The organism is Tateyamaria sp. ANG-S1, from assembly GCF_000814025.1.
Taxonomy (GTDB): domain Bacteria; phylum Pseudomonadota; class Alphaproteobacteria; order Rhodobacterales; family Rhodobacteraceae; genus Tateyamaria.
In genome coordinates, this window is sequence record NZ_JWLL01000006.1 from 430079 (window position 1) to 452401 (window position 22323).

At 61.7% G+C, this 22323-nt stretch carries 22 protein-coding genes; 14 read left to right on the top strand and 8 right to left on the bottom strand.

The annotated features are described in order from the left end of the window. The first annotated feature begins 38 nt into the window (after positions 1–38). The 4 genes from RA29_RS13380 (at position 39) to RA29_RS13395 (ending at position 3524) form a co-directional block, all read left to right on the top strand. Positions 39–1184 carry a DUF6456 domain-containing protein gene (locus RA29_RS13380; RefSeq protein WP_039686714.1) on the top strand — a complete coding sequence of 382 codons (1146 nt, stop codon included), beginning with the start codon at positions 39–41 and terminating at the stop codon, positions 1182–1184. Between the two features lie 282 nt (positions 1185–1466). Next, positions 1467–1928, top strand: a complete 462-nt coding sequence (locus RA29_RS13385; protein WP_193743530.1) for a hypothetical protein — start codon at positions 1467–1469, stop codon at positions 1926–1928. Positions 1929–2059: 131 nt separating this feature from the next. After that, positions 2060–3007 (top strand): lipoyl synthase, encoded by a 948-nt coding sequence (gene lipA, locus RA29_RS13390; RefSeq protein WP_039686716.1) that lies wholly within the window; start codon positions 2060–2062, stop codon positions 3005–3007. A gap of 307 nt (positions 3008–3314) precedes the next feature. Further along, positions 3315–3524, top strand: a complete 210-nt coding sequence (locus tag RA29_RS13395; protein ID WP_039686718.1) for a hypothetical protein — start codon at positions 3315–3317, stop codon at positions 3522–3524. Here the strand turns inward: RA29_RS13395 and hpt are convergent. Further along, complete coding sequence (gene hpt / locus RA29_RS13400; protein WP_039686721.1) at positions 3517–4053, bottom strand: hypoxanthine phosphoribosyltransferase; 537 nt, start codon at positions 4051–4053, stop codon at positions 3517–3519. The genes RA29_RS13395 and hpt overlap by 8 nt on opposite strands. A 74-nt stretch (positions 4054–4127) precedes the next feature. On the opposite strand from hpt, the gene RA29_RS13405 reads away from it, so the two are divergent. Next, positions 4128–4571, top strand: coding sequence for a type II toxin-antitoxin system RatA family toxin (locus tag RA29_RS13405; protein WP_039686722.1), 444 nt, complete (start codon positions 4128–4130; stop codon positions 4569–4571). A 42-nt stretch (positions 4572–4613) separates the two neighbouring features. Next, positions 4614–5861 carry an MmgE/PrpD family protein gene (locus RA29_RS13410; RefSeq protein WP_241462611.1) on the top strand — a complete coding sequence of 416 codons (1248 nt, stop codon included), beginning with the start codon at positions 4614–4616 and terminating at the stop codon, positions 5859–5861. Here RA29_RS13410 and RA29_RS13415 read toward each other — a convergent pair. The 5 genes from RA29_RS13415 to ispD form a co-directional block, all read right to left on the bottom strand. After that, positions 5843–7024: an ammonium transporter gene (locus RA29_RS13415; RefSeq protein ID WP_039686726.1), complete on the bottom strand. Its 1182-nt coding sequence runs from the start codon at positions 7022–7024 to the stop codon at positions 5843–5845. The genes RA29_RS13410 and RA29_RS13415 overlap by 19 nt on opposite strands. A gap of 168 nt (positions 7025–7192) precedes the next feature. Then, positions 7193–7666, bottom strand: a complete 474-nt coding sequence (locus RA29_RS13420; RefSeq protein WP_039686728.1) for a CinA family protein — start codon at positions 7664–7666, stop codon at positions 7193–7195. Beyond that, on the bottom strand, positions 7663–8157 hold the full coding sequence (locus RA29_RS13425; protein WP_039687788.1) for a phosphatidylglycerophosphatase A: 495 nt from the start codon (positions 8155–8157) through the stop codon (positions 7663–7665). Before RA29_RS13425 ends, RA29_RS13420 begins: the two co-directional genes overlap by 4 nt. Beyond that, positions 8154–8633, bottom strand: a complete 480-nt coding sequence (gene ispF / locus RA29_RS13430; protein WP_039686730.1) for a 2-C-methyl-D-erythritol 2,4-cyclodiphosphate synthase — start codon at positions 8631–8633, stop codon at positions 8154–8156. Before ispF ends, RA29_RS13425 begins: the two co-directional genes overlap by 4 nt. Next, positions 8623–9288 (bottom strand): 2-C-methyl-D-erythritol 4-phosphate cytidylyltransferase, encoded by a 666-nt coding sequence (ispD, locus tag RA29_RS13435; RefSeq protein ID WP_039686732.1) that lies wholly within the window; start codon positions 9286–9288, stop codon positions 8623–8625. Before ispD ends, ispF begins: the two co-directional genes overlap by 11 nt. 182 nt (positions 9289–9470) lie before the next feature. Here ispD and dusB point away from each other — a divergent pair, with 182 nt between their 5' ends. The 5 genes from dusB to RA29_RS13460 all read left to right on the top strand — a co-directional run bounded on the left by dusB (position 9471) and on the right by RA29_RS13460 (position 16655). Then, positions 9471–10451: a tRNA dihydrouridine synthase DusB gene (gene dusB, locus RA29_RS13440; protein ID WP_039686734.1), complete on the top strand. Its 981-nt coding sequence runs from the start codon at positions 9471–9473 to the stop codon at positions 10449–10451. Further along, positions 10448–11539 carry an ATP-binding protein gene (locus RA29_RS13445; protein ID WP_039686736.1) on the top strand — a complete coding sequence of 364 codons (1092 nt, stop codon included), beginning with the start codon at positions 10448–10450 and terminating at the stop codon, positions 11537–11539. The genes dusB and RA29_RS13445 overlap by 4 nt, the downstream gene beginning before the upstream one ends. Positions 11540–11542: 3 nt before the next feature. Beyond that, positions 11543–12904: a sigma-54-dependent Fis family transcriptional regulator gene (locus RA29_RS13450; RefSeq protein ID WP_039686738.1), complete on the top strand. Its 1362-nt coding sequence runs from the start codon at positions 11543–11545 to the stop codon at positions 12902–12904. Positions 12905–13035: 131 nt separating this feature from the next. Beyond that, entirely contained in the window at positions 13036–15246 is a 2211-nt protein-coding gene (locus tag RA29_RS13455) for a PAS domain-containing sensor histidine kinase (RefSeq protein ID WP_039686740.1), read from the top strand. Further along, complete coding sequence (locus RA29_RS13460; RefSeq protein ID WP_039686742.1) at positions 15243–16655, top strand: sigma-54 dependent transcriptional regulator; 1413 nt, start codon at positions 15243–15245, stop codon at positions 16653–16655. The genes RA29_RS13455 and RA29_RS13460 overlap by 4 nt, the downstream gene beginning before the upstream one ends. Before the next feature lie 75 nt (positions 16656–16730). Here RA29_RS13460 and RA29_RS13465 read toward each other — a convergent pair whose 3' ends face one another. After that, a complete protein-coding gene (locus tag RA29_RS13465; protein ID WP_082029537.1) occupies positions 16731–17798 on the bottom strand; it encodes an ester cyclase in 1068 nt (355 codons plus the stop codon). Positions 17799–17838: 40 nt separating this feature from the next. Further along, positions 17839–18303 carry a hypothetical protein gene (locus RA29_RS13470; protein WP_039686744.1) on the bottom strand — a complete coding sequence of 155 codons (465 nt, stop codon included), beginning with the start codon at positions 18301–18303 and terminating at the stop codon, positions 17839–17841. A gap of 162 nt (positions 18304–18465) precedes the next feature. Here RA29_RS13470 and RA29_RS13475 point away from each other — a divergent pair, with 162 nt between their 5' ends. The 3 genes from RA29_RS13475 (at position 18466) to RA29_RS13485 (ending at position 22246) form a co-directional block, all read left to right on the top strand. Next, a complete protein-coding gene (locus tag RA29_RS13475) occupies positions 18466–18906 on the top strand; it encodes a hypothetical protein (RefSeq protein ID WP_039686746.1) in 441 nt (146 codons plus the stop codon). 416 nt (positions 18907–19322) lie between these two features. Continuing rightward, a complete protein-coding gene (gene trkA, locus RA29_RS13480; RefSeq protein ID WP_039687790.1) occupies positions 19323–20699 on the top strand; it encodes a Trk system potassium transporter TrkA in 1377 nt (458 codons plus the stop codon). Beyond that, entirely contained in the window at positions 20699–22246 is a 1548-nt protein-coding gene (locus tag RA29_RS13485) for a potassium transporter TrkG (RefSeq protein ID WP_039686748.1), read from the top strand. The genes trkA and RA29_RS13485 overlap by 1 nt, the downstream gene beginning before the upstream one ends. Positions 22247–22323: the final 77 nt, after the last annotated feature.

Below are 22323 nucleotides of genomic sequence, written 5' to 3' on the forward strand. Positions count from 1 at the left end.
ACGCGGGGCCCCAAAGGGAAGAAGGACGGACACTACCGATGCGCAACAGCAATGCATTCTGCGCCACGGACCTGAACCTGCCTGCTTGGGTTCCGGACGCGGCCGTACACTATCTGGCTCATACCGAAGCGGGGCTGCCAATTCGCGAACTGGCGCGCAAGTCGGGGTGTCACGCTTCGACTGTGTTGCGTCAGATCAGGCGGTTCGAGACCCGGCGGGACGATCCCCTAGTGGACGCGGTGTTGCGCAAACTGGGTGCCTCTGTGGGTCGTGCGCGTTCGTCGGCTGACCATCGGCCCAAAAAGGATGACGCTGATATGCAAACTGCTTTCGCACTTGATCACGACACGCCCCCCGAAACCGCCGCCATGACCCAGGACATGGTGCGCATCCTGCGCCGTCTTTGCGAAACCGGCGCTGTTCTGGCCGTCGCGGTCGATATGCAAAAGGCGGTCGTGGTGCGCGATGGCGTCACGGGCAGCAGCACCCGAACAGCGGTGGTGGACCGCAAGGTCGCAGAAGCAATGGCGCTGCAGGACTGGATTGCTGCTGACCAGACCGGGCGCATCACCCGTTACAAGATCACTCCGGCAGGGCGTACAGCGCTGGCCGATATGATGGGCGAGGTGGAGCAGGAACAGCCCGGCTTTGCCGAGGCAGCAACGCCGTTCGCCGATCAGCACCGCCAATGGGGCGAACGCACCATACGGGACACCGATACAGGCCAGCCGCGCAAGGTGCGTTACAACCTTGCTGAATCACCACTCACGGCGCTGGCCCGGCGGCGAGACAAGGGCGGGCAGCCCTTTTTGTCGGACGATCTTGTTACCGCAGGGGAACGGCTGCGCGAGGATTTTGAGCTGGCCCAAATGGGCCCGCGTGTCGCCCAGAACTGGGACCGTTTCCTGACCGGTGGCGGACGTGGAAGCTTTGCCATGGACAGTGGTGTCGGCAACGGGCCAGAGGGCGCGCGCAATCGGGTCGCCGCGGCGCTTCGCGATCTGGGACCCGGTCTGTCCGATGTCGTTCTGCGCTGCTGCTGCTACCTTGAAGGGCTCGAAAGCGCCGAAAAGCAACTGGGGTGGTCGGCCAGGTCGGGCAAGATCGTACTGCGCATCGCGCTGATGCGGCTCAAGCAGCACTATGATGAAACAACAGGACCAGGCGGCGGTATGATCGGCTGATTGCCCCGCCTGGTGACTGCGAATGGCGTCGCGCTCCTCCCGCGGCGCCATTTTTTGTGCGGGGTTGACAGAAAGCGGCTCGCATTTGCGCTCGGTCAAAGAGAGCCGCAAATGTGCCGTGCATAAACGGGCAAAGACCAATTCCATTTGAATCAGGCTTTGTTCAAGATGCAGCATTTTCAAGTGCTCACGCGCATGGTTTCAACTGCCTGCCTGCTGATTTGCCAAGCGCCTACCGCTAATGCTGAATGGATCACGCATAGGTCTGTCGTGGTTGGCACGATGACCGAGGGCAGTTGGCACGAAACCGTAAGCCCTGATCGCTTGAGTTTCGCAGGATCACATCTGGTTGGTGTGGCTGTGGGCACCGACCAACCACTCGGCCACAGCCAGTTCAGCCTGGGTGCCGAAGCGCAACTGGTGGCTCATTTCGGTCGGCAGGATCACCTGGAATTGAGCGTACCCATTGTCCTGCGCTACCATCTTGGGAGGCCGACGGGCGTGGCGTCGCTGGCTGCGGGTCTGGGGCTGTCCTACGCCACAAAGGTGCCGCAAGTCGAAATTGACCGCAATGGCGCATCCCAGCGGTGGTTCATACACTGGATGGCAGAGGTTGAATTCGACTTGCCCGATCCGGCGGTTACATCCTTTCTCCGGCTTCATCATCGCTCAGACGGGTATGGCATATTTGAAGTCGATGCCGGATCAACCGGCTTTGTTTTTGGCGTGCGACGGCGGTTTTGATCGGGCGGGATCACCCGAATAACGCCATGTCCGACATGGCGTGTGCATAGCGGCCATGCGCCACGTGGTGTTTTTTGCAGTATCGCTTATGTTAGAAACAAGTTTAACGCTGAACCAATTGGCAGAGACCCATGCGCGACCTGAAGATCCCCGAGCAGAGGCACCCGGAAAAGGCGCGGCGGCCCGACAACCCGCAGCCCAAGAAGCCTGATTGGATTCGGGTCAAGGCACCAGTGAGCGCGGGCTACAAAGACACCCACAAGATCATGCGTGACAACGGCCTTGTCACCGTGTGCGAAGAGGCCGGGTGCCCCAATGTCGGCGAATGCTGGAGCCAGGGGCACGCCACCATGATGATCATGGGCGAAGTCTGCACCCGCGCCTGCACCTTCTGCAACATCGCGACTGGCAAACCACCTGAGGCGCTGGATGCATTCGAGCCTGGCCGCGTGGCTCACGCCGTTGAAAAGCTGGGCCTGAACCACGTTGTGGTGACGTCCGTAGACCGCGATGACATCGAAGATGGCGGGGCGGAGCACTTTGCCCAGACCATCCGCGCCATCCGCCACCGCAGTCCAGGCACGACGATCGAGATCCTGACGCCCGACTTCATCCGTTGCGACCCGTCCGTGCTGGAGGTGGTGGTCGAGGCGCGACCGGATGTGTTCAACCACAACCTTGAAACCGTCCCGGGCCTTTATCCCGAAGTGCGACCGGGCGCGCGCTACTTCCACAGCCTGCGTCTTTTGCAGCGGGTCAAAGAGCTGGACCCGACCATGTTCACCAAGTCAGGGATCATGGTGGGCCTAGGCGAGGATCGCCAATCCGTCATCCAGGTGATGGAAGATATGCGTGCGGCCGACATCGACTTCCTGACTATTGGCCAGTACCTGCAGCCCACACCAAAGCACCACCGCGTCGACCGGTTTGTGCATCCGGATGAATTCGCCTCCTACGAAAAGGCGGCTTATGGCAAAGGGTTCCTGATGGTATCAGCGACGCCGCTGACGCGGTCATCCTACCATGCAGGCGACGATTTCGCGCGTTTGCGAGCGGCCCGCCAGGCAAAATTCGGATAAGAAATCAGTATTCGGTATCGCGCGGTGTCGGGCATTGAGCCTTCGGCCTCTAGATCTTGACCGTGGGTGGCGCAACCTTTGGGTCTTGCATACAAATTCGCGCTGCGCGCTTGCCAGGGGCGCAGATATTTGTCACGAAAACAGTGATCCCGAAAACTGCTAAACCCTTCCTGACTAAAGTTTTAGTACCGTTTTTCGTGTGGCTTTACAAAGGGATACCACCCTAGGGAGAGGCAATTCCGCTTGACAGTCTTGGCACCCGCGGCGCATAGCGAGAATGCGGGATAGACACCAAGGAGTGCGCCCCATGACCGACCCGGCGGAGACCATCACCCTGCTCGAAGCGCTAATTGCAGGGCTTGATCCGCGCAAGAACGAGGTGGCGATTGCGCATCTGCAGGACGCCATCGACGCACTTGATGCAACGTCTCAGGGCGGCGAAACACGCTATGCCAAATCGGGGCGTATCGTGGATGGGCAGGTACAGAAAAAGGGCAAAGTCCGCCTGTTCAAGTGAACCGAACCTTTCCGATAAAAGGCAGGTTGCGATTGCGCTGCGCGTAGTCGATGCCGTAGCCCACGACAAATTCATCCGGTATTTCAAAACCCGTCCAGTCCGCCTTGACCTCGACCTCACGGCGGCTGGGTTTGTCGAGCAACGCAATGGTGCGCAGCTTGGATGGTTTGCGGCCTTTCAGCAGGCGAATGACGTGCCGCATGGTGAACCCGGTATCGACGATGTCTTCGACCACCAACACGTCGCGCCCTTCGATGGCACCGCGCAAGTCCTTGAGAATACGCACTTCCCGGCTACTCTCCATCCCATCGCCATAGGAAGAGGCCTCGAGGAAATCGACCTCGATCGGCAGGTCCAGCTCGCGTACCAGATCGGCAATGAACACGAATGACCCGCGCAGCAGGCCTACGACAACCAGCTTGTCCGTGCCCGCAAACTCGGTCTGGATCTCGCCGCACAAATCCTCGATCCGCGCCGCGATGGCCTTGGCCGAGATCATCTGGTCTATGACATATGGCCGCTCTGACATCTGCGTCCCCTTGATTTCATTGGGCGTTCGGGACACATGCCAGCAACACGTGTTCCTAGGTCACCTCTATCGCAATGCCGACCCACTCCGAAACCCGCTTCCTGCCTTACAGCCCGCAACAGATGTATGATCTGGTGGCGGATGTGGGAAAATACCCTGAATTCCTGCCTTGGTGCGCGGCCGCCCGCGTGCGCAAGGTTACGCCCAAGGGCGACCAAGAGGTGATGGAGGCCGATCTGGTGATCAGCTTCAAAGTGTTTCGCGAACGCTTTGGATCCTGCGTGGTGCTGTACCCTGAGGCGAAGAAGATCGACACGGAGTATCTCGACGGTCCATTTCGTTACATGAAATCCAACTGGTCCTTTGCCGAAGCAGATGGTGGCTGCGATGTGTCGTTTTTCGTGGACTTCGAGTTCAAGAATGCGATCCTGCAGGGCATTATCGGTGTGGTGTTTAACGAGGCTATGCAGCGCATCGTGCGGGCCTTTGAGCGGCGGGCGGCAGCGCTTTACGGATAAAGTGTAGGCTTCGCTGCCAACCGGCCCTTCGGGGAGGATTTTTTGAAACAGGGAAGCATGGACATCACCGCGTTGGTTTTGGCCTATGCGCATGCAGAACCGCCAGAGGATGTGTGCGCCGTCATGCGGCTGTCGGTGCTGGATTGGGCCGCGTGCGGTATTGCGGGGCATCAGGACGGTGCTTTTGACAGTTGGGCCGCGACGCTGACGGGGCAAGGCGCCGCGACGCGATTTGATGGGCGTGGTAGTGCACTGGCCGAAGCGGCGCTCGTCAACGGCACGCTGTCTCATGCGTTGGACTACGACGACACGCACTTTGCCCATATTGGGCACCCCTCTGTCGTTGTCATTCCGGCGGCCTTGGCGGTTGCCGAGGCGCGGGGCCTGCCCCTTGAGCAGATGGTTGACGCGGCGCTTGTTGGCGCAGAAGCATCGGTGGCCGTTGGGCTTTGGCTGGGGCGCGATCACTATCAGGTCGGGTTTCATCAAACTGCGACCGCCGGTGCCTTTGGGGCAACGGTGGCCGCCGGTCGGCTGCTTGGTCTATCGGCAAAGCACATGCGCGCGGCGCTTGGCCTGTGCTCGACCATAGCGTCAGGTTTGAAGTCCCAATTCGGAACCATGGGAAAGCCGCTAAACGCTGGACTTGCGGCACGGACGGGTGTCGAGGCTGCGCTTTGGGCGCAAGCCGGTCTGACATCGGCAGAGGATGGCTTGGCAGGCCCGCTGGCCTTTGGCGCAACGCATCACGGCGCGGGGGCGGATGTGCCATTTGCCTGGCGCATGGGATCGGTCAGCCACAAGTTCCACGCCTGCTGCCACGGTCTGCATGCGGTTTTGGAGGCTGTGCGTGACGTTGACCTGTCTGGTGCGGCGCAGATCACGGTGCACACCCACCCACGCTGGATGACGGTGTGCAACCAGCCCTCCCCAGACACAGGGCTGGGTGCGAAGTTTTCCTACCGGCATGTATTGGCCATGGCGGCGCATGGCCATGACACGGGCGACATCACCGCGTTCTCGGACGCAAATGCGCAGGATGCGGCGCTTGTAGCTTGGCGGGACAGAGTGGGGGTCGAGGCTGATGACACCCTGACCGAAATGCAGGCGCGTGTCGTCGTTGATGGCGTGGTCTACACCCATGATCTCGATGCCCCTTTGCCGTTTGATATGCGACAAGATCGCATCCACGTAAAAGCCCGCGCGCTGGTCGGCGCACGGGCGGATGAGATTGCGCAAGCCATCGAAGACGACGACTTGCCGCGTTTCGCTCAGCTGCTGACGTCGTAGGCGCGCTCGCCATGAACGGCGAGGTCGAGACCGTTGACTTCCGTCTCTTCGTCCACGCGCATCGGTGTCACAGCCCTTACGATCAGGACCAGCACAACCGTGACCACGGTGGTGAAGACGCCAACGATCACCAGTGAACCTAGCTGTGCGGCCCATGACCCAGCACCGAAGGCGGCGATCATGATCGTGCCAAAAATGCCGCCGACGCCGTGCACGGCAAAGACGTCCAGCGTGTCGTCGATTTTCAGCACGTTCCGGATCAGCGTGACCGCTTCCTGGCAGAGCACACCGGCTACCGCACCGATGATCAGTGCTTCAACCGGGCCGACAAAGCCGGAGGCCGGCGTGATCGACGCAAGGCCTGCAATTGTGCCGGTGACCATGCCCACAAGCGACGCCTTGCCGAATTTGATCCGCTCCCACAGCGCCCAGGTCAGCGATGCGGTCGCGGCCGAAATATGCGTGACTGTCAGCGCCATCGCGGCGCCGCCGTCGGCAGCCAGCTGCGATCCGCCATTGAAGCCGAACCAACCGACCCACAGCAAAGCCGCGCCCATCATCACCATGCCGGGATTGTGCGGCGGCGTGGTCTGGTTGTTCCGCGCGCCCAGAAACACAGCAAGGATGAGGGCCGCGATACCCGCGGTCTCGTGCACCACGATGCCGCCCGCGAAATCGCGCACGCCCGTCTCGCCAAAGATACCGCCATCGGCCAGCATCCCGCCGCCCCAGACCCAGTGCACGACCGGCGCGTAGCACAAGAGCATCCACAGGGCCGAGAACAGCAGGACAAAGCCAAAGCCGATCCGTTCGACATATGCGCCGACGATCAGCGCAGGCGTGATGATGGCGAATGTCATCTGAAAGGCGAAGAACAGCACCTCGGGCAACGTGCCCGACAGGCTGTCTGTGTCCACACCGCTCAGCAGCAGCTTGTCCAGACCACCCCAATAGCCCGAGCCGCCGCTGCCAAAAGCGATGGAATAACCTGCCACGAACCACAGCACGCTCATCAGGCAGGCGATGGCATAGCAGTGCATGAAAACGCTCAACACGTTTCGGGCGCGCACCAGGCCCCCGTAAAAAAGTGCAAGGCCCGGCAATGTCATCAGCAGCACCAGTGCGGTTGCCACGATGATCCAGGCGGTATCGGCTCCGTTCATTGTCCCCTCCGGATTTTTATGTGGGTGGGGCTGTGACGGAGGAGGGCTGCCGAAAAAAGAGGCAAGTTACGTCAATACCGCTGATTTGTGCAGCATTTCTGTAAGTGACTAAAAAGTGTGCAGATTTGGGATGTGATTGATCAATTTAAGTGCAAATCGTAAAGCGTTCTATTGCGCCGTTAGGGCCTGTTTCAGCAATTCCAGCGCATGATCCCGGGCCGCTAAACGGACTTTATCGCGGCCCATCGCGCCAAACTCGACGGTTTCGGTGCGTACACCGTGCCCGTCCGCGATGCCAAAACAAACCCGCCCTTCGGGCTTGAACTCCGACCCGCCCGGACCTGCGATGCCAGTGATCGACACGGCAAGCTGAACGGGTGCGTGGTTGAGAGCCCCGCGCGCCATCTCAGCCGCGACCTCTTCGCTGACCGCGCCAAATGCGCCAAGCGTATCCGAACTTACGCCCAGCATCTCCATCTTGGCGCGGTTCGTGTAGGTGACAAAGCCCCGTTCAACGACCGCGGATGATCCCGGTATGTCGGTCAATGCAGCAGCAACCATGCCGCCCGTGCAGCTTTCCGCTGTGGCGATCGTGATCCCGTGTTTTTTCGCGTAATCAAGTACATCCACGGCGAGGTTCATCTCATCAACACCCCATGCGCAAATGCGGCGAGTGCCATAACGCCGACGGCTGCGAACACACCCGCAATCACATCATCCAGCATCACGCCAAGCGCATCTCCGCGTCGGTCCGCCCAGCCCACAAGCCAAGGTTTCCAGATATCGAACAGGCGAAACAGGACAAAGGCAGCCACCCAGCCCGGCCACATGGCTAGGATGTCGATGCCCCGATCCCAAGCCGCGTAGCTGAGGGGGAACAGCGCAATCCACTGACCCACCACCTCATCTGCGACAATCTCTGATGGATCGTGATCAGCGGTGCCAGTTGTCATCTCCTTTGTCGCCCACCACGCGGCGACAAAGTACGCCGCAGCGGCCAGCGCCAGCAGGGGAAAGCCGCCCGCAACATGCAGTACCCAGGCTGCAGGCAGGGCGGCGAGCGATCCCCATGTGCCCGGGGCGGGCCGCAGATAGCCAACAAAACAAGCAGTGCCTAAAACCCGGGCAATCATGGCTTGATCAGCGCCGCAGTCGCGATGCATGCGATCCCTTCGCCGCGCCCGGTAAAGCCCAAACGCTCCGAGGTCGTCGCCTTGACCGACACCCGATCTTGCTCCAGCCCTATAATACTCGCCATCACGGTGCGCATCTCCGTCGCGTGCGGCCCGATCTTGGGTGTTTCGCAAATCAATGTGCAATCCACGTTCGAAATCTCAAACCCCATCTCGGCGGCCAGCGCCACGGCATGACGCAAGAAGATGTCGCTTGCGGCACCCTTCCACTGCGGGTCGCTCGGCGGAAAATGCTGGCCAATATCGCCGCGCGCCAAGGCGCCATAGATGGCGTCGGTCACTGTGTGCATCCCCACATCCGCATCCGAATGGCCCACAAGACCCCTGTCGTGGGGCACGCGCACGCCGCACAGGGTCACATGATCGCCGGGGCCAAAGGCGTGTACGTCAAACCCATTGCCCAGTCTAATGTCCATCGCGCCCTCGCAAGATTCTCTCTGCCCGCGCAAAATCGGCAGGCAGGGTGATTTTGAGATTGTCTTCATCGCCGGGGACGATGGCAACAGCAAGCCCATGGGCGCGGGCGACTTCGACGTCATCGGCCGCACCGCCGGGATGGGCGGCATGAGCCGCGCGGATCGGAGCCAGGTGAAAGCCCTGCGGTGTCTGTGCGCGGTATAGCCCCGTGCGATCCCGTGTGCCGGTCACCTGACCATCTGCGCCCGTCCACAAGGCATCCGTCACAGGCAGGGCGGGCGCGGCGCCTGGTGTTGCGTCCAACGCTGCAATGACCGCGGAAATGGTGGCAGAGGTCACAAGCGGGCGCGCCACATCATGCACCAGCACCCGGTCAGAACCTCGGACTGCAGCCAGCCCGTTGCGCACCGATCCAGCACGATCTTCGCCGCCCTCGACAAGCTTCACACCTTCCGTTCCAAGCTGGTCAATACGGTCGCTGTCGTTGCGATTGATGACCAGCACAATCTCCGCAATTTCTGTATGGCGGGCAAAGACATCCAGCGTATGCGCGATAACGGGCCGCCCCGCCAGCAGTTGCCACTGCTTCGGCACATCTCCACCGGCACGCACCCCGCGCCCTGCGGCCACGATCACGGCAGCGGCACGTCTCATCGCAGTTCATTTCCACTCATGCCCGATCTCTAGGCGCAGATGACCATCCTGTCCATGGCCTGCGGTTGTGCCTATTTTTTGGGCGGATGGTCGCCGTAATCAGCGCAAACCGCTCTGAGAGAATTGAGAAAACTCCTGCGGTGCAGTACCAGAAAGAAACGCACAAGTATTAGGCAACGCGCATGGCCGCTGGCCCCCTCGACATGACTGCTCCTGTGATGCTGGCCCCGATGGCCGGAATCACAGACCTGCCGTTCCGGTCTCTCGTCGCCCGGTTTGGGGCAGGTATGGTGGTGTCCGAAATGGTGGCGAGCCACGATATGCTCAACGCGCGCCCCGGCAGCCGCGAAAAGGCGGAGTTGGGACTTAGCGCAGACGGCACGGCCGTTCAACTCGCGGGTCGGGAAGCGGCCCCGATGGCCGAAGCGGCACGCATGGTCGCGGGGCAGGGCGCGCAGGTGATCGACATCAACATGGGATGTCCGGCAAAGAAAGTCGTGAACGGCTATTCCGGCTCTGCCCTCATGCGTGACCCGGACCACGCGCTGACCCTGATCGAAGCGGTCGTGAACGCTGTCGATATTCCGGTGACATTGAAAACCCGGCTCGGCTGGGACGACGCGATGATGAATGCACCAGACATTGCCGCACGGGCCGAAGCGGCGGGCATTCAGCAGATCGTGATCCACGGTCGCACGCGCTGTCAGTTCTACAAGGGGCAGGCGGACTGGGCGGCGATCCGGGCCGTTGTGGATGCCATCGATATACCCGTGATTGCGAATGGCGACATCGTTGACAGTGCCACCGCGCGCAAAGCGCTCGACCAGTCGGGTGCGCATGGCGTGATGATCGGGCGGGGTGCGCAGGGCAAACCTTGGCTGCTCGCCGACGTAGCGCACGCGCTTTACGGCACGCCTGCACCACATGTGCCGCGCGGCGATGCCTTTGCCGAGATGGTGATGGGGCACTATGACCACATGCTGCGCTTCTATGGCGATGTGCTTGGCCTGCGGGTCGCGCGCAAGCATCTGGGCTGGTTCATGGACACCGCAGGCACGCCCGCTGACCTGCGCCGCGCTGTGCTGACCGCGAAGACGCCCAATGCCACGATGGCGCTTTTGCTGCGCGCCTTGTGCCCGGAAACTGGGATGGCTGCGGCATGACGGGGGCAGGGGATCTCTGGGCGTCGTTGCCCGTACCGGTCATCATTATCGGACCGCAGGACGAGATTGTGGACATCAATTCCGCTGCCGAAGGGTTCTTCAACTCCTCGGTCAAGACGATGAAGGGCCTGCCGCTCTGGGACGAGCTCGCGGTCGATGCTCCGCTCGAAGACAACCTCGCCCGCGCCCGCAAGAACGGCACGCCGCTGTTCGTCAATGACGTGGATGTGGGCCACGGCCAGCGCGCGCCGCTGCAATGCGCGCTGCAGATCGCACCGCTGATCGGCGCGCCGGATCACATGGTCCTGATGATCTCACCCCGCGAGTTGTCGGGCCGCATGACCCAGAACCACTCGGTCAAATCCGCCGCCAAGTCGGCCATCGGCATGGCCGAAATGCTGGCGCATGAGATCAAGAACCCGCTTGCCGGCATCACGGGTGCCGCCCAGTTGCTCAGCATGAACCTCAAGCCCGAGGATCTGGAACTGACCGACCTGATCGTGGAAGAAGGGCGGCGCATCGTCAAACTGCTGGAACAGGTCGAACAGTTCGGCAACTTGTCCCCACCGGACCTCAAAGCCGTGAACATCCACGACGTGCTTGACCGCGCCCGCCGCTCCGCGCTGTTGGGCTTCGGCGCACAGATGAAGATCATTGAGGATTACGACCCCTCCCTGCCGCTGGCCTATGGCGATCCAGACAAGCTGCTGCAAGTCGTCCTCAACCTGCTCAAGAACGCCTCGGAGGCGGCGGGCGACAATGGCGGTTCGATCCGCCTGCACAGCTATTTCGAACACTCCTTCCGCCTGCGCCGCGCCGACGGGTCTGGCCAATCCTTGCCGCTACAGATCGAAATCATAGATAATGGCCCCGGTCTGCCCGAGGCCATCGCCGCCGACATCTTCGATCCGTTTGTCTCGGGCAAGGAGAATGGCACCGGCCTTGGCCTTGCCCTCGTGTCTAAGATCATTTCCGACCATGGCGGTTGGATCTCCGTCACCTCCGCCCCAGGCAAAACCGTTTTCCGTCTTTCACTGCCACGCGCACCAAAATCAGCGCAACTTCATTCCGACCAATCAAAGGACTAGCACATGGATGGCACCGTTCTTGTCGCCGATGACGACCGCACGATCCGCACCGTTCTGACACAGGCGCTCACACGGGCGGGCTGCAAGGTCCACGCCACCTCCAGCCTGACAACGCTCATGCGCTGGGTGGGCGAGGGCAAAGGCGATGTGGTCATCTCGGACGTGATGATGCCCGACGGCAACGGGCTCGAAATGCTGCCCAAAATCTCCGAAGATCGCCCCGGCCTGCCGGTGATCGTCATCAGCGCCCAGAACACCATCATGACGGCCATCCAGGCGGCGGAGGCCGAGGCCTACGACTACTTACCCAAGCCCTTCGATCTGCCCGACCTGATGAAGCGCACGGCCAAGGCGCTGGAACAGAAGGCCCACGCCCCTGCGCGCGAGGAAGAGGTGGACCGCCCCGACGAGCTGCCGCTGGTGGGCCGTACTGCGATCATGCAGGCGCTCTACCGTGTCGTCGCACGGGTGATGAACACCGACCTGCCGGTCTTGATCTGGGGCGAAAGCGGCACCGGCAAGTCGCTGATCGCGCGCGCCATCCACGATTTCTCTGACCGCCGAACGCTGCCGTTTGTCACCGTCACCGCGTCCGAACTCCAAGACCTCGAAGGGCCCGCGCGCGTGCTTGCACGGGTCAAGGGTGGCACACTTCTGATCGACGAAATCGGCGACATCCCCGAGGAAATCCAGGCCCGCATCGTGCGTATGATGGACACACCCGGCGAATACGTCCCACGCTTCCTCGCCACCTCGCAAACCGACCTCACAGCCGCGATGGAGGCGGGGCAGGTGCGCAAGGACCTCTACTACCGCCTGTCCGGCGCCACGCTCAACGTGCCAGCCCTGCGCGAACGGGTGGATGACATCCCGCTGCTCGCCGAACACTTCCTGCTTAAGGGCGAAAAGACAGGCCAGCAGCGTCGCGTGCTTTCGGACGCGGCAGCAGAGATTTTCCGCACCTATTCGTGGCCGGGCAATGTCCGCCAACTTGAAAACGCGGTGCGCCGCCTTGGCCTCACCAGCAGAGCGGTGGAAATCTCCGCCTCCGAAGTCGAACAGGTGCTGGGCAGCCAGCCGGAACTGGAACCGATCCGCAGCGCAGGCGATACCGAAAAGCTGGGTGCCTCCGTCGCCCGCCACCTCAAGCGTTACTTCGACTTGCACGGCAACATGCTGCCGCCCCCGGGCCTCTACCAGCGCATCCTGCGCGAAGTCGAAGCGCCGCTGATCGAGATTGCCCTCGATGCCACCGGCGGGAACCAAGCGAAATGCGCGGACCTGCTGGGCATCAATCGCAATACTTTGCGCAAGAAAATCACCGATCTGGATATTGAGGTGACACGCCGCCGCAAGTTGATGTAATACTGCCACACAACCCGTGGCATCTGCGCCTCAACGGTGCCGAAGATCACGGGATATGGCGGTAAGGCACAGACGTGCCACATCATCGAGGGCGCACTAAAGTGGCATCCGGAACACGCACCAGCTGGTGGATGACGCTGGGTCGATTGCGAAGACGCAGGCGCGTGCGCAACCTTGCGACGCTGGGATTGGTTCTGTTGGCGCCTATTCTGGCGCTTGCAACCTCCCTTGTCCTCGGCCCGCTGGATCAGGGCGCAAACACGCTGTCCCTGCGGCTCGTTTTGCTGGCCGATCTGGTCTATGTGCTGCTGCTTGTCGCGCTGATCCTGTCCCAAATTGCACGGCTGATTGCGGCACGGCGCGCCAAATCTGCGGGCTCCCGCTTGCACCTGAGGCTGACCGGAGTTTTCGCGCTCCTCGCCCTGATTCCTACGGTGACGGTCGCTGTCTTTGCAGGTCTCACGGTGAATATCGGGCTCGAAGGCTGGTTCTCTGACCGCGTCAGCCGCGTGGTGGGCGCGTCACTTGCCGCGGCTGAGGCCTACGAATCCGAACAGCGCGAGGATCTGATCACTGATGCTCGGGCGCTGGCGCGGTACATTGACACCGTCCGGGGTGCCCAGATCGTCAGTGACCGCGAGGTGCTGACCGATGGCCAGTTGCAGGTCCAGCGTGGCCTGCGCGAGGCATACATCATCGACGGCACCGGGGATATCCGGGCGCGCGGCGACCGATCCTATCTCTTTGATTTCGAACAGCCTTCGGCGGATCAAATCAAACAATCCCGCGACATCGGCGGGCTTGTGATCCAGGACTGGGACAACAACGAATTCCGCGCGCTGGTGCCACTCGCCAGCTATGTGGATCGGTTTGTCTATGTCAGCCGCGATGTGGATGGCGAGATTCTGTCACTTCTGGACGAAACCAAGGAAACCGTGCGCCTCTACCAGCAGCTTGAAAGCGAACGCGGCACCGTGCTGTTCCAGTTCGGTCTGCTCTATCTTGGCTTCGCCGTGATCCTGATCCTTGCCGCCATCTGGCTGGGTCTGTGGTTTGCTGAACGCTTGTCAGGCCCCGTCGGGCGTTTGACGGGTGCCGCACAGCGCGTCGGTGCGGGTGACCTCGACGTGCAGGTGCGCGAAGAGGAAGGCGATGATGAAATCGCCATGCTTGGGCGGTACTTCAATCAGATGACCAAGCAGCTCAAGGGCCAGCGCCAGACGTTGCTGGCCAACACCGAACAAATCGAACGCCGCCGTCGCCTGTTCGATTCCGTGCTCAGCTCTGTCACTTCCGGCGTTGTGGGCGTGGACGCGCAGGGCCGTGTCACATTCGCGAACCCTTCTGCCGCGCGTCTGCTCGATTGGCAGGAAGGGCGCGAGGCCGTGCCGCTTGCTGTTGCCGTCCCCGAATTTGCCGCGCTCTTCGCGCTTCTCAAGGCCGGACCGCAAGAGGTGGCAACGGGCGAGGTTAAAGTCACACGCGGCGGTCGCCTTGAAAACCTGCTGGTCCGGATGTCCACCCGCCGCAGCGTCGAAGGTACGCTTGAAGGGTACGTGGTTGCCTTTGACGACGTGACTGACCTTGTGTCGGCACAACGGATGGCCGCGTGGGGCGATGTTGCCCGACGCATCGCGCACGAGATCAAGAACCCGCTCACCCCGATCCAGCTCAGCGCGGAGCGGATCAAGCGCAAATTCAGCCCGAAACTTGGGGAAGAAAGCGACAGCCTCGAACAGATGACCGATGTCATCGTGCGCCAGACAGGCGATCTGCGCCGGATTGTGGACGAGTTTTCAAAGTTCGCGCGCATGCCAGAACCGGAGCGCAAGAGCGAGGACCTGACCCAGCTTGTTCAGGATGCCGTCGTATTGCAGCAGTCAGGCCAGCCTGATGTGCAGATCGTGGCGGATCTGCCAGACATGGCCATACATGCCGAAGTCGATGCGACCATGATCTCCCAAGCGCTCACAAACTTGGTGAAGAACGGTGGCGAAGCCATTGAAACCTTGCAGAAGAAAGGCGCTCCGGAGGGTCATGTACCCCGCATCGAAGTGGCCATGAAGACGGACCCGACCGGCGCAGTGATCGCAATCTCGGACAACGGCATCGGCCTGCCCGAAGATCGTGCGCGCCTGTTCGAACCATACGTGACGACCCGTGACGAGGGCACAGGCCTTGGCCTGCCCATCGTCAAAAAGATCATCGAAGAACACGGGGGCACTTTGACCCTCGAAGACGCGGCCCCGTTCGAGGGCCAGACACATAGCGGCGCCAAGGCGGTCATCACGTTGCCCGTCCTGGCAGTCGCACAGGCAATTGAGGAAGAGGAAGCAGTATGAGCGATATCCTGATCGTAGATGACGAGCGCGACATCCGGGAACTGATCTCGGACATTCTCAAGGACGAGGGGTATGCGACCCGGCTTGCCGGGAACTCCGACGATGCGATGTCGGCCATCAATGATGCCGAACCGGCGCTGATGATCCTCGACATCTGGCTCAAGGACAGCCGAATGGATGGGATCGACATCCTAAAAGCGGTCAAGCGCGACAATCCGGGCGTGCCCGTGGTGATCATCTCGGGACATGGTAACATTGAGATTGCGGTCGCGGCGATCAAGCAGGGTGCCTACGACTTCATTGAAAAGCCGTTCAATATCGACCAGCTGCTGGTCGTCATTCGTCGCGCCATGGAAACCTCTCGCTTGCGACGCGAGAACCAGAGCCTCCGCCGCCCGGAAGTGGCTGAGGCCAAGATGATCGGCGCCTCCGCCAGCTTCCGCGCGCTGATCTCGCAGCTCGATAAGGTCACCAAATCCAACGGTCGGGTGATGCTGACTGGTCCCGCGGGCTGCGGGAAGGAGGTCGCTGCGCGTTACATTCATGCCAATTCGAACCGTTCTGACGCGCCCTTTGTCACCGTGAATTGTGCCGGTGTTGCGCCTGAGAACATGGAAGAGGTTCTGTTCGGCAAGGAAACCGCCGACCGTGGGATTGAGCCAGGGCTGCTGGAGCAGGCCCATGGTGGTGTGATCTATTTCGATGAGGTTGCCGACATGCCCATCGGCACGCAATCCAAGATCCTGCGCGTGCTGGTGGATCAGCAATTCCAGCGGGTTGGCGGGACGGATAAGGTGCGTGTGGATCTGCGTGTCATCTCGTCCACCAACCGCAATCTGGAAGAGGCTATTGCGGCCGAGACCTTCCGGCAGGAATTGTATCACCGCCTCAATGTCGTGCCGATCGCGGTGCCGAGCCTTGAGGATCGGCGCGAGGATATTCCGGTTCTGGCCTCGCATTTCATCTTGGAATGCAACACGGCGCAGGGCTTACCGAAGCGGGAGTTGACCGAGGATGCGGCGGCTTTGATGCAGACGATGGTGTGGCCGGGGAATGTGCGGCAGCTCAAGAATATGGTGGAGCGGGTGCTGATCCTGGGCGACGGGACCGGGCCGATTGATGCCAAGGAATTGCCGGGCTCAGAGGAGCCTGCCAGTGAGGAAGGGCGCGTGGTTCTTTCGGGGGCGCTGGCGACCCTGCCGCTGCGGGAGGCGCGCGAGGCGTTTGAGCGGGAATATTTGCTGACCCAGATCAATCGTTTTGGGGGAAATATCAGCCGGACGGCCAATTTTGTGGGGATGGAGCGGTCGGCTTTGCACCGCAAATTGAAATCTCTGGGGGTGGTGACCTCTTCTAAATCGGGGGCGCGGGTGGCGCATCTGGATGAGGAAGAGGTGGAGGCGTCCTGACGTGTCCCAGCGTGGGACACTTTCCAAAACGCCGCAATCACAAGGGCTTAGCGGGCGCTCAAATCCTTAATTTTGTTAACCTTTGCGCACGTCAAGCTGTGCCAGCACGTCGAGACCTTGCATGTTCAGAAAGTGCAGCATGTCGATGAACACCCAGTTCTCGGCCAGCTTGTCGCCATCGCGGCGATAGATGTCGACCACGCGCAGGTCGGCCTTGCGACCCGAGGGCGGCAGGCCGAGATAGGGACCTGTGCACTCCATCGTCAGGTTCGGCCAGCCGAAGAAGCCGCCATAGGTCCCTTCGGCCATGCGGCAGATATGGCCATTGAACGTCCGCGCGCCCAGTTGGGTGCGGAAGGGGCGCTGGTGCTGTTCGATGTAGCGGTCGATGGTGTAGGTGGCACCGATGCCCGTCGGCCCCCACCACAGCATATCGTCGTGCCAGTGCTGGCGCAGCTCTTCGCGCGGGTCGGGCGGTGTTTCGGTCGCGTTCACGGTCGAGATCATGCCGATCATCGCGTTGATCAGATCAAGCGTCGCGGCACTCTGTGCCGGGTCCTGCGCATCTGACAGCACGCCATCCTGCGTCATCGGACCGGGCTGCACCAGTTGTGCGCCGGTCATGCCAGGCAGCGGATACTGACCGGCCTGTGCCATCAGGTGCAAGAGATCGCAGAAGAAGGCCTGTTCGATGATGCGCCCCTCGGACACGCGGCTGAACTCGGCAAAGCGCAGCATCACGATCTTGCCCGTGGGCTGAATGCCCAGAAACGGCGCGTCAAAGAGCGCGAGGATGTGGCCCATGGCGCAGACCCATGTACCGGGCGCGCCATCAAGGCTGTTGTCCCCGGCAAAGAGCACGTCCACCCGCCGCTGCGGGCTGCGCAGCGCCGCTGTCAAAGGGGTCCAGAACCGGTCTGCCACGGCGGCGATGCCGCGCTGGTCGTGCCAGGGGTGCATGCCGCGCCAATGCACGTCGGGCTCCATGTGCAGGGCGAGGGCCTTGCGCATGTCGCCACCGCGTGCGGCATCACTGATGGCGGCGTGATGGGCCAGCACGATGCTTTTGGCGTCTTGCAGGCGGGTGGCGTTCTCCGACAGGGGGCCTGCGTCGGCCGTGTGTGGTTTGGTTGTGTGGGGCATCGGGGTCTCTTTGAGGGGCCGGGTGGCCCTGGGGCCTGAATTATCCTTGGGTGACAACGCGGAATCTGCCATCGCCGGTGCGGATGGCGCAGCTGCGGGCGTTGAGCCGGGGCAGGGTGGCTGACGGGCCGGGGGGCGCTGCCTTGGACACGCCTTGGGGGCAGGCGGGGATTTCGACGGGCCGGTAGCCCAGATCGCCCATGCATTGCCCTTTGACCCGCGCGCGCAGGTTGGCGTTTACATCGACGGTATAAACCTCGCCCGGCACCCAGTAGCCGCCGTGGGTGAAGCAGTGGCCATGTGCGTTGCAGACCCGGCGCGGCACGTAGCGCGGCGCACCCTGACGCACCCGGTTTGCCACGGGCGCATCCCGCAGGGCGCGGACGTCGCAATTGGTGTCATCCCGTTCGAACTGCGCAAAGCTGACGCCCTCGGCATAATAGGTCGAGAGCGGCAGGCAGCCGGACAGGGCCACCGGCAGGGCAAGGAGCAAGAGCGCACGCATCGCCGTGACAGTGCCGTAGCTTGGCCGTTTTGGCAATCGGGGTTTGGGGTGCGGATGGGGTGTTGTGCGGGGTCGTGAGCGGAGGTTCGCGTAAGAGGGGATGAGTGGTGGGAGGCCAAAACGAAGATTGAACTTGTCTCCTTGTGAGACCAATCTGACTGCATGTTCAGACCTAAGCGCAACCTTAAGAGCCACCCGGAAAAGCGTTGGCAACAGCGTGACCGCGTGTTCTTCGGGTTTGGTGCCTGTCACATTCTGGCCGGAGTATTTCTGGAAGAGATGTCAGTGGAGGGGTTCTATGGAGAGTGGATTGAGCCTGGTGATGGTTTCCGCGGCACCCACGTCTATGCGACCAATGGTGTGCTCGCATTTGATTTTCATGGCTATTCTTATCGCGACAATCTGCTCTCACGATATTGGAAATGGCATCAAGAGCAATTCTATGGGTGGACAGCGACTGTGATAGCGGTGGACTTCTGCCTGCTTGATACGTCCGAATTGAACAAGCGGCAGCACCGGGGTCCCGATCAATACTTCGGTGACCCGATCCCCAGAGCAAGAAAATTCATAAATTCGCACAGGATGCCATGTGAGCGCATCTAGAACTGCCACCGACGACAGGTTTGCCAGCAAACCCGCCGCCAAGCCGGTCCAATACAAGCCCGTGGGCTGGTGTAACGCCGGACGTTCGGCAGCGCTTTATGGCAGCCAAGCACATCTCACAGAAATTCGGTTTACTACAGTATCCAAAACACCAGCCCGTCGGGACGGGCCCCATGTTGGACCGGCGCCTTCGGCTTGATTCCGGTCCGGTCAGCGCTCTGAACACACGGCTGTTGTGTTCGCATACTTACTTCCAGATCAATCCTATGTCGCCGTCCGGTTTCATGTCGTCCGGATGCGGCGCCCACATCACGCTGCGGCGTGGATGCCGGGCCAAGCGTTGACCGCTTGCCCCCTGTCTGTCATGCAAAGGGGCCGAGTGTGCTGCGATGCGGCGCGTCATCACGGGGACATGGATGAAGGTCATCATCTGCGGGGCAGGCCAGGTGGGTTGGCAGATTGCCCGCCACCTTTCGGGCGAGCGCAATGACGTGACGGTGGTCGACAATGACCCCGATCTGGTGCGGCGCGCGACCGATACCTTGGATGTTCAGGGGGTTGCGGGCTTTGCCAGCTACCCCGATGTGCTCGACCGTGCAGGTGCGCGGGATGCCGACATGGTCATTGCTGCGACCTATTCAGACGAGGTGAATATGGTCACCTGTCAGGTGGCCCACTCCGTTTTTGGCGTGAACCGCAAGATCGCGCGGCTGCGCAGCCAGTCTTATCTGACGGCGATCTATTCTGACCTTTATCGCCGGGATCACATGCCTATTGATGTGGTGATCTCGCCCGAGAAGGAGGTGGCGGCGGCCGCTTTGCAGCGGTTGAGTGCGCCTGCGTCCTTTGACACCGAGATGTTCATGGACGGGCAGGCGCAGCTTTTGGGCATTTCGCTGGATGCGGATTGCCCGGTGCTCAATACCCCGTTGCGCCAGTTGACCGACCTGTTTTCGACCTTGCGCGTGGTTGTCGTTGGCGTGCGTCGTGAGGGGACGCTGTTTGCGCCTGAAGCCTCGGACCAGCTGTTTGAGGGCGATGATGCGTATGTCTTTGCCCATGTGGATGACGTGCCCCGCACCATGGAGGTGTTTGGCAAGACCATGCGCAAGCAGGAGCGTGTGGTCTTGGTCGGTGGGGGCAATGTTGGTCTGACCGTGGCCCGCGCGCTGGAGCAGCGTGCCAGCCGGGTGCGCGCCAAGGTAATCGAACGCAACCGCCGTTGTGCTGAGCTTGCCGCTGAGGGGTTGGAGCGCACGATTGTTTTGAACGGCGATGGCCTCGATGTGAACCTGTTGGCTGAGGCGGGGGTGAGCCGCGCCGACGCGATGCTGGCCGTGACCGATGACGACAAGACCAACATGCTGGCGGCCGTGCGGGCCAAGGCCGAGGGGTGTCCCTATGCGATTGCGCTGATCAACGATCCGACGCTGGTGCCGATGATGGGGCCGCTGGGGATTGACGCCTATATCAATCCGCGTGCGACGACCGTGAGTTCGATTTTGCGCCATATCCGGCATGGGCGTGTGCGCTCCGTCTATTCCATTGGGGATGCGGATGCGGAGGTGATCGAGGCGGAGGTGCTGTCGACCTCGCCGCTTGCGGGCAAGAAGATCAACGAGATTGATTTTCCCGAAGGTGTTCTGGTGGGGGCCATCCGCAAGGGGACGGACGTGATCCGTCCCGTGGGCAACACCCGTATCGATGAGGGCGATGTCGTTGCCATCTTTGCCCTGGCCACCGATGTGCCCGAGGTGGAGCGCCTGATGCAGGTGTCCATCGACTTTTTCTGATGCCGGACCGGGCGCATCCCCGTCAGCCGTTTTGGGCGTCTGTTCTGCAGCTTCCGTTGTTTCTGCTGCTGGTGGGCGTTTTTTCGGCGGCGATGCTTGTGCCTGCCATCTATGGCGGCGTCGTGCGCGATCTGGATGCGGCGCGTGCGTTTCTTTATGCGGGCCTGCTGGGGGTGGTGATCTTTGCCCTGATCGGGCTGGCCCATGCGGGCCGTGATCCGAACCTTGGCACGCTTGGGCCGCTGCTATCGCTCTTCAGCGCGTTTACCGTTCTGCCCGTCATCCTGGCGGTGCCGTTCTATGAGGGTCTGGGCACCACCAGTTTTCTGAACGCCTATGTGGAGATGGTGAGCGCCATCACCACCACCGGTGCCACGATGTTTGATGATCCGGCGCGGTTGAACGGCACGCTGCATCTGTGGCGGTCCATGGTGGGCTGGCTGGGGGGCTTGCTGATGTGGATCGCGGCCTCGGCCATCCTCGCACCCCTGAACCTGGGTGGGTTCGAGGTGACGGCCCGGGCAGAGCCCGGTCGCAGCTCAAGCCGGGACATCGGCATGTCGTCGGCAGAGGTGCGCGTGCGCGTGCGGAAGGTGTCGGCGGTTCTGATCCCGATCTATATGGGGCTGACGCTGCTGTTGTGGGTTCTTTTGACGGTCGGGGGCGATGCAAGCCTTGTTGCGGTGTGCCATGCGATGGCGATCATGGCGACGTCGGGCATATCGCCTGTGGGCGGTTTGACCGGTGCCGGGTCGGGCATTGCGGGTGAGGCGGTCATGCTGCTGTTCATGCTTTTCGCGCTGTCGCGGCTGACGTTCTCCACCGACACGACGACGGCCGAGTCGGGCGGGTTGTGGCAAGACCCGGAATTTCGCATTGGCGCAATTGTGGTGGTCGCCGTGCCCGTCTTTCTGTTTCTGCGCCATTTCCTGGGCGCTTATGACGTGGCCGCGGAAAGCGATCTGATGGGGGCTGCGCGGGCGCTTTGGGGCAGTGCCTTTACCGTCCTGTCATTCTTGACGACGACGGGGTTTGCGTCGGCCCATTGGGTGGATGCGCAGGCCTGGTCGGGGCTGCAGACGCCGGGACTGCTGCTGATGGGGCTCGCCCTGATCGGAGGGGGGGTGGCCACAACGGCGGGCGGGGTCAAGCTGCTGCGGGTTTTTGCGCTTTACCGCAATGGCGTGCGCGAGATGGAGCGGCTGGTGCATCCGTCGTCCGTGAGTAGTGCGGGGCCGCGGGCGCGGCGGTTGCAGAAGGACGGGGCCTTTATCGCGTGGATATTCTTCATGCTGTTTGCGCTGAGCCTGGCGGTGATCACGGTGCTGCTGGCCTTGACGGGGTTGTCTTTTGACACAGCGCTTGTCCTTGCAGTGTCGGGCCTGTCCACCACCGGGCCGCTGCTGGATGTGGCCAAGGACGCGCCAATTACGCTGACCGAGTTGAACACTGGGGCCAAGGCCATCTTTGCGGCTGCCATGGTGCTGGGGCGGCTTGAGACGCTGGCCATCATTGCCCTTTTCACCCCTGATTTGTGGCGCGGGTAGGCGAGGCTTTGCGGTAGGTCCGTAACGGACTGATTTTTGGGGTGGAATCTTTCTAAACCGCGCGACATACTCCGTCC

Bases quoted from the DNA above. Each gene is read 5' to 3' on its own strand.
- RA29_RS13465 (WP_082029537.1), bottom strand. From the start codon at position 17,798: ATGCCCCACACAACCAAACCACACACGGCCGACGCAGGCCCCCTGTCG.
- RA29_RS13450 (WP_039686738.1), top strand. From the start codon at position 11,543: ATGGATGGCACCGTTCTTGTCGCCGATGACGACCGCACGATCCGCACC.
- RA29_RS13425 (WP_039687788.1), bottom strand. From the start codon at position 8,157: ATGATTGCCCGGGTTTTAGGCACTGCTTGTTTTGTTGGCTATCTGCGG.
- RA29_RS13385 (WP_193743530.1), top strand. From the start codon at position 1,467: ATGACCGAGGGCAGTTGGCACGAAACCGTAAGCCCTGATCGCTTGAGT.
- ispF (WP_039686730.1), bottom strand. From the start codon at position 8,633: ATGGACATTAGACTGGGCAATGGGTTTGACGTACACGCCTTTGGCCCC.
- RA29_RS13415 (WP_039686726.1), bottom strand. From the start codon at position 7,024: ATGAACGGAGCCGATACCGCCTGGATCATCGTGGCAACCGCACTGGTG.
- RA29_RS13475 (WP_039686746.1), top strand. From the start codon at position 18,466: ATGTTCAGACCTAAGCGCAACCTTAAGAGCCACCCGGAAAAGCGTTGG.
- RA29_RS13455 (WP_039686740.1), top strand. From the start codon at position 13,036: ATGACGCTGGGTCGATTGCGAAGACGCAGGCGCGTGCGCAACCTTGCG.
- RA29_RS13470 (WP_039686744.1), bottom strand. From the start codon at position 18,303: ATGCGTGCGCTCTTGCTCCTTGCCCTGCCGGTGGCCCTGTCCGGCTGC.
- RA29_RS13445 (WP_039686736.1), top strand. From the start codon at position 10,448: ATGACGGGGGCAGGGGATCTCTGGGCGTCGTTGCCCGTACCGGTCATC.
- RA29_RS13405 (WP_039686722.1), top strand. From the start codon at position 4,128: ATGCCGACCCACTCCGAAACCCGCTTCCTGCCTTACAGCCCGCAACAG.
- lipA (WP_039686716.1), top strand. From the start codon at position 2,060: ATGCGCGACCTGAAGATCCCCGAGCAGAGGCACCCGGAAAAGGCGCGG.
- ispD (WP_039686732.1), bottom strand. From the start codon at position 9,288: ATGAGACGTGCCGCTGCCGTGATCGTGGCCGCAGGGCGCGGGGTGCGT.
- RA29_RS13485 (WP_039686748.1), top strand. From the start codon at position 20,699: ATGCCGGACCGGGCGCATCCCCGTCAGCCGTTTTGGGCGTCTGTTCTG.
- RA29_RS13420 (WP_039686728.1), bottom strand. From the start codon at position 7,666: ATGAACCTCGCCGTGGATGTACTTGATTACGCGAAAAAACACGGGATC.
- RA29_RS13395 (WP_039686718.1), top strand. From the start codon at position 3,315: ATGACCGACCCGGCGGAGACCATCACCCTGCTCGAAGCGCTAATTGCA.
- RA29_RS13460 (WP_039686742.1), top strand. From the start codon at position 15,243: ATGAGCGATATCCTGATCGTAGATGACGAGCGCGACATCCGGGAACTG.
- RA29_RS13380 (WP_039686714.1), top strand. From the start codon at position 39: ATGCGCAACAGCAATGCATTCTGCGCCACGGACCTGAACCTGCCTGCT.
- dusB (WP_039686734.1), top strand. From the start codon at position 9,471: ATGGCCGCTGGCCCCCTCGACATGACTGCTCCTGTGATGCTGGCCCCG.
- trkA (WP_039687790.1), top strand. From the start codon at position 19,323: ATGAAGGTCATCATCTGCGGGGCAGGCCAGGTGGGTTGGCAGATTGCC.
- hpt (WP_039686721.1), bottom strand. From the start codon at position 4,053: ATGTCAGAGCGGCCATATGTCATAGACCAGATGATCTCGGCCAAGGCC.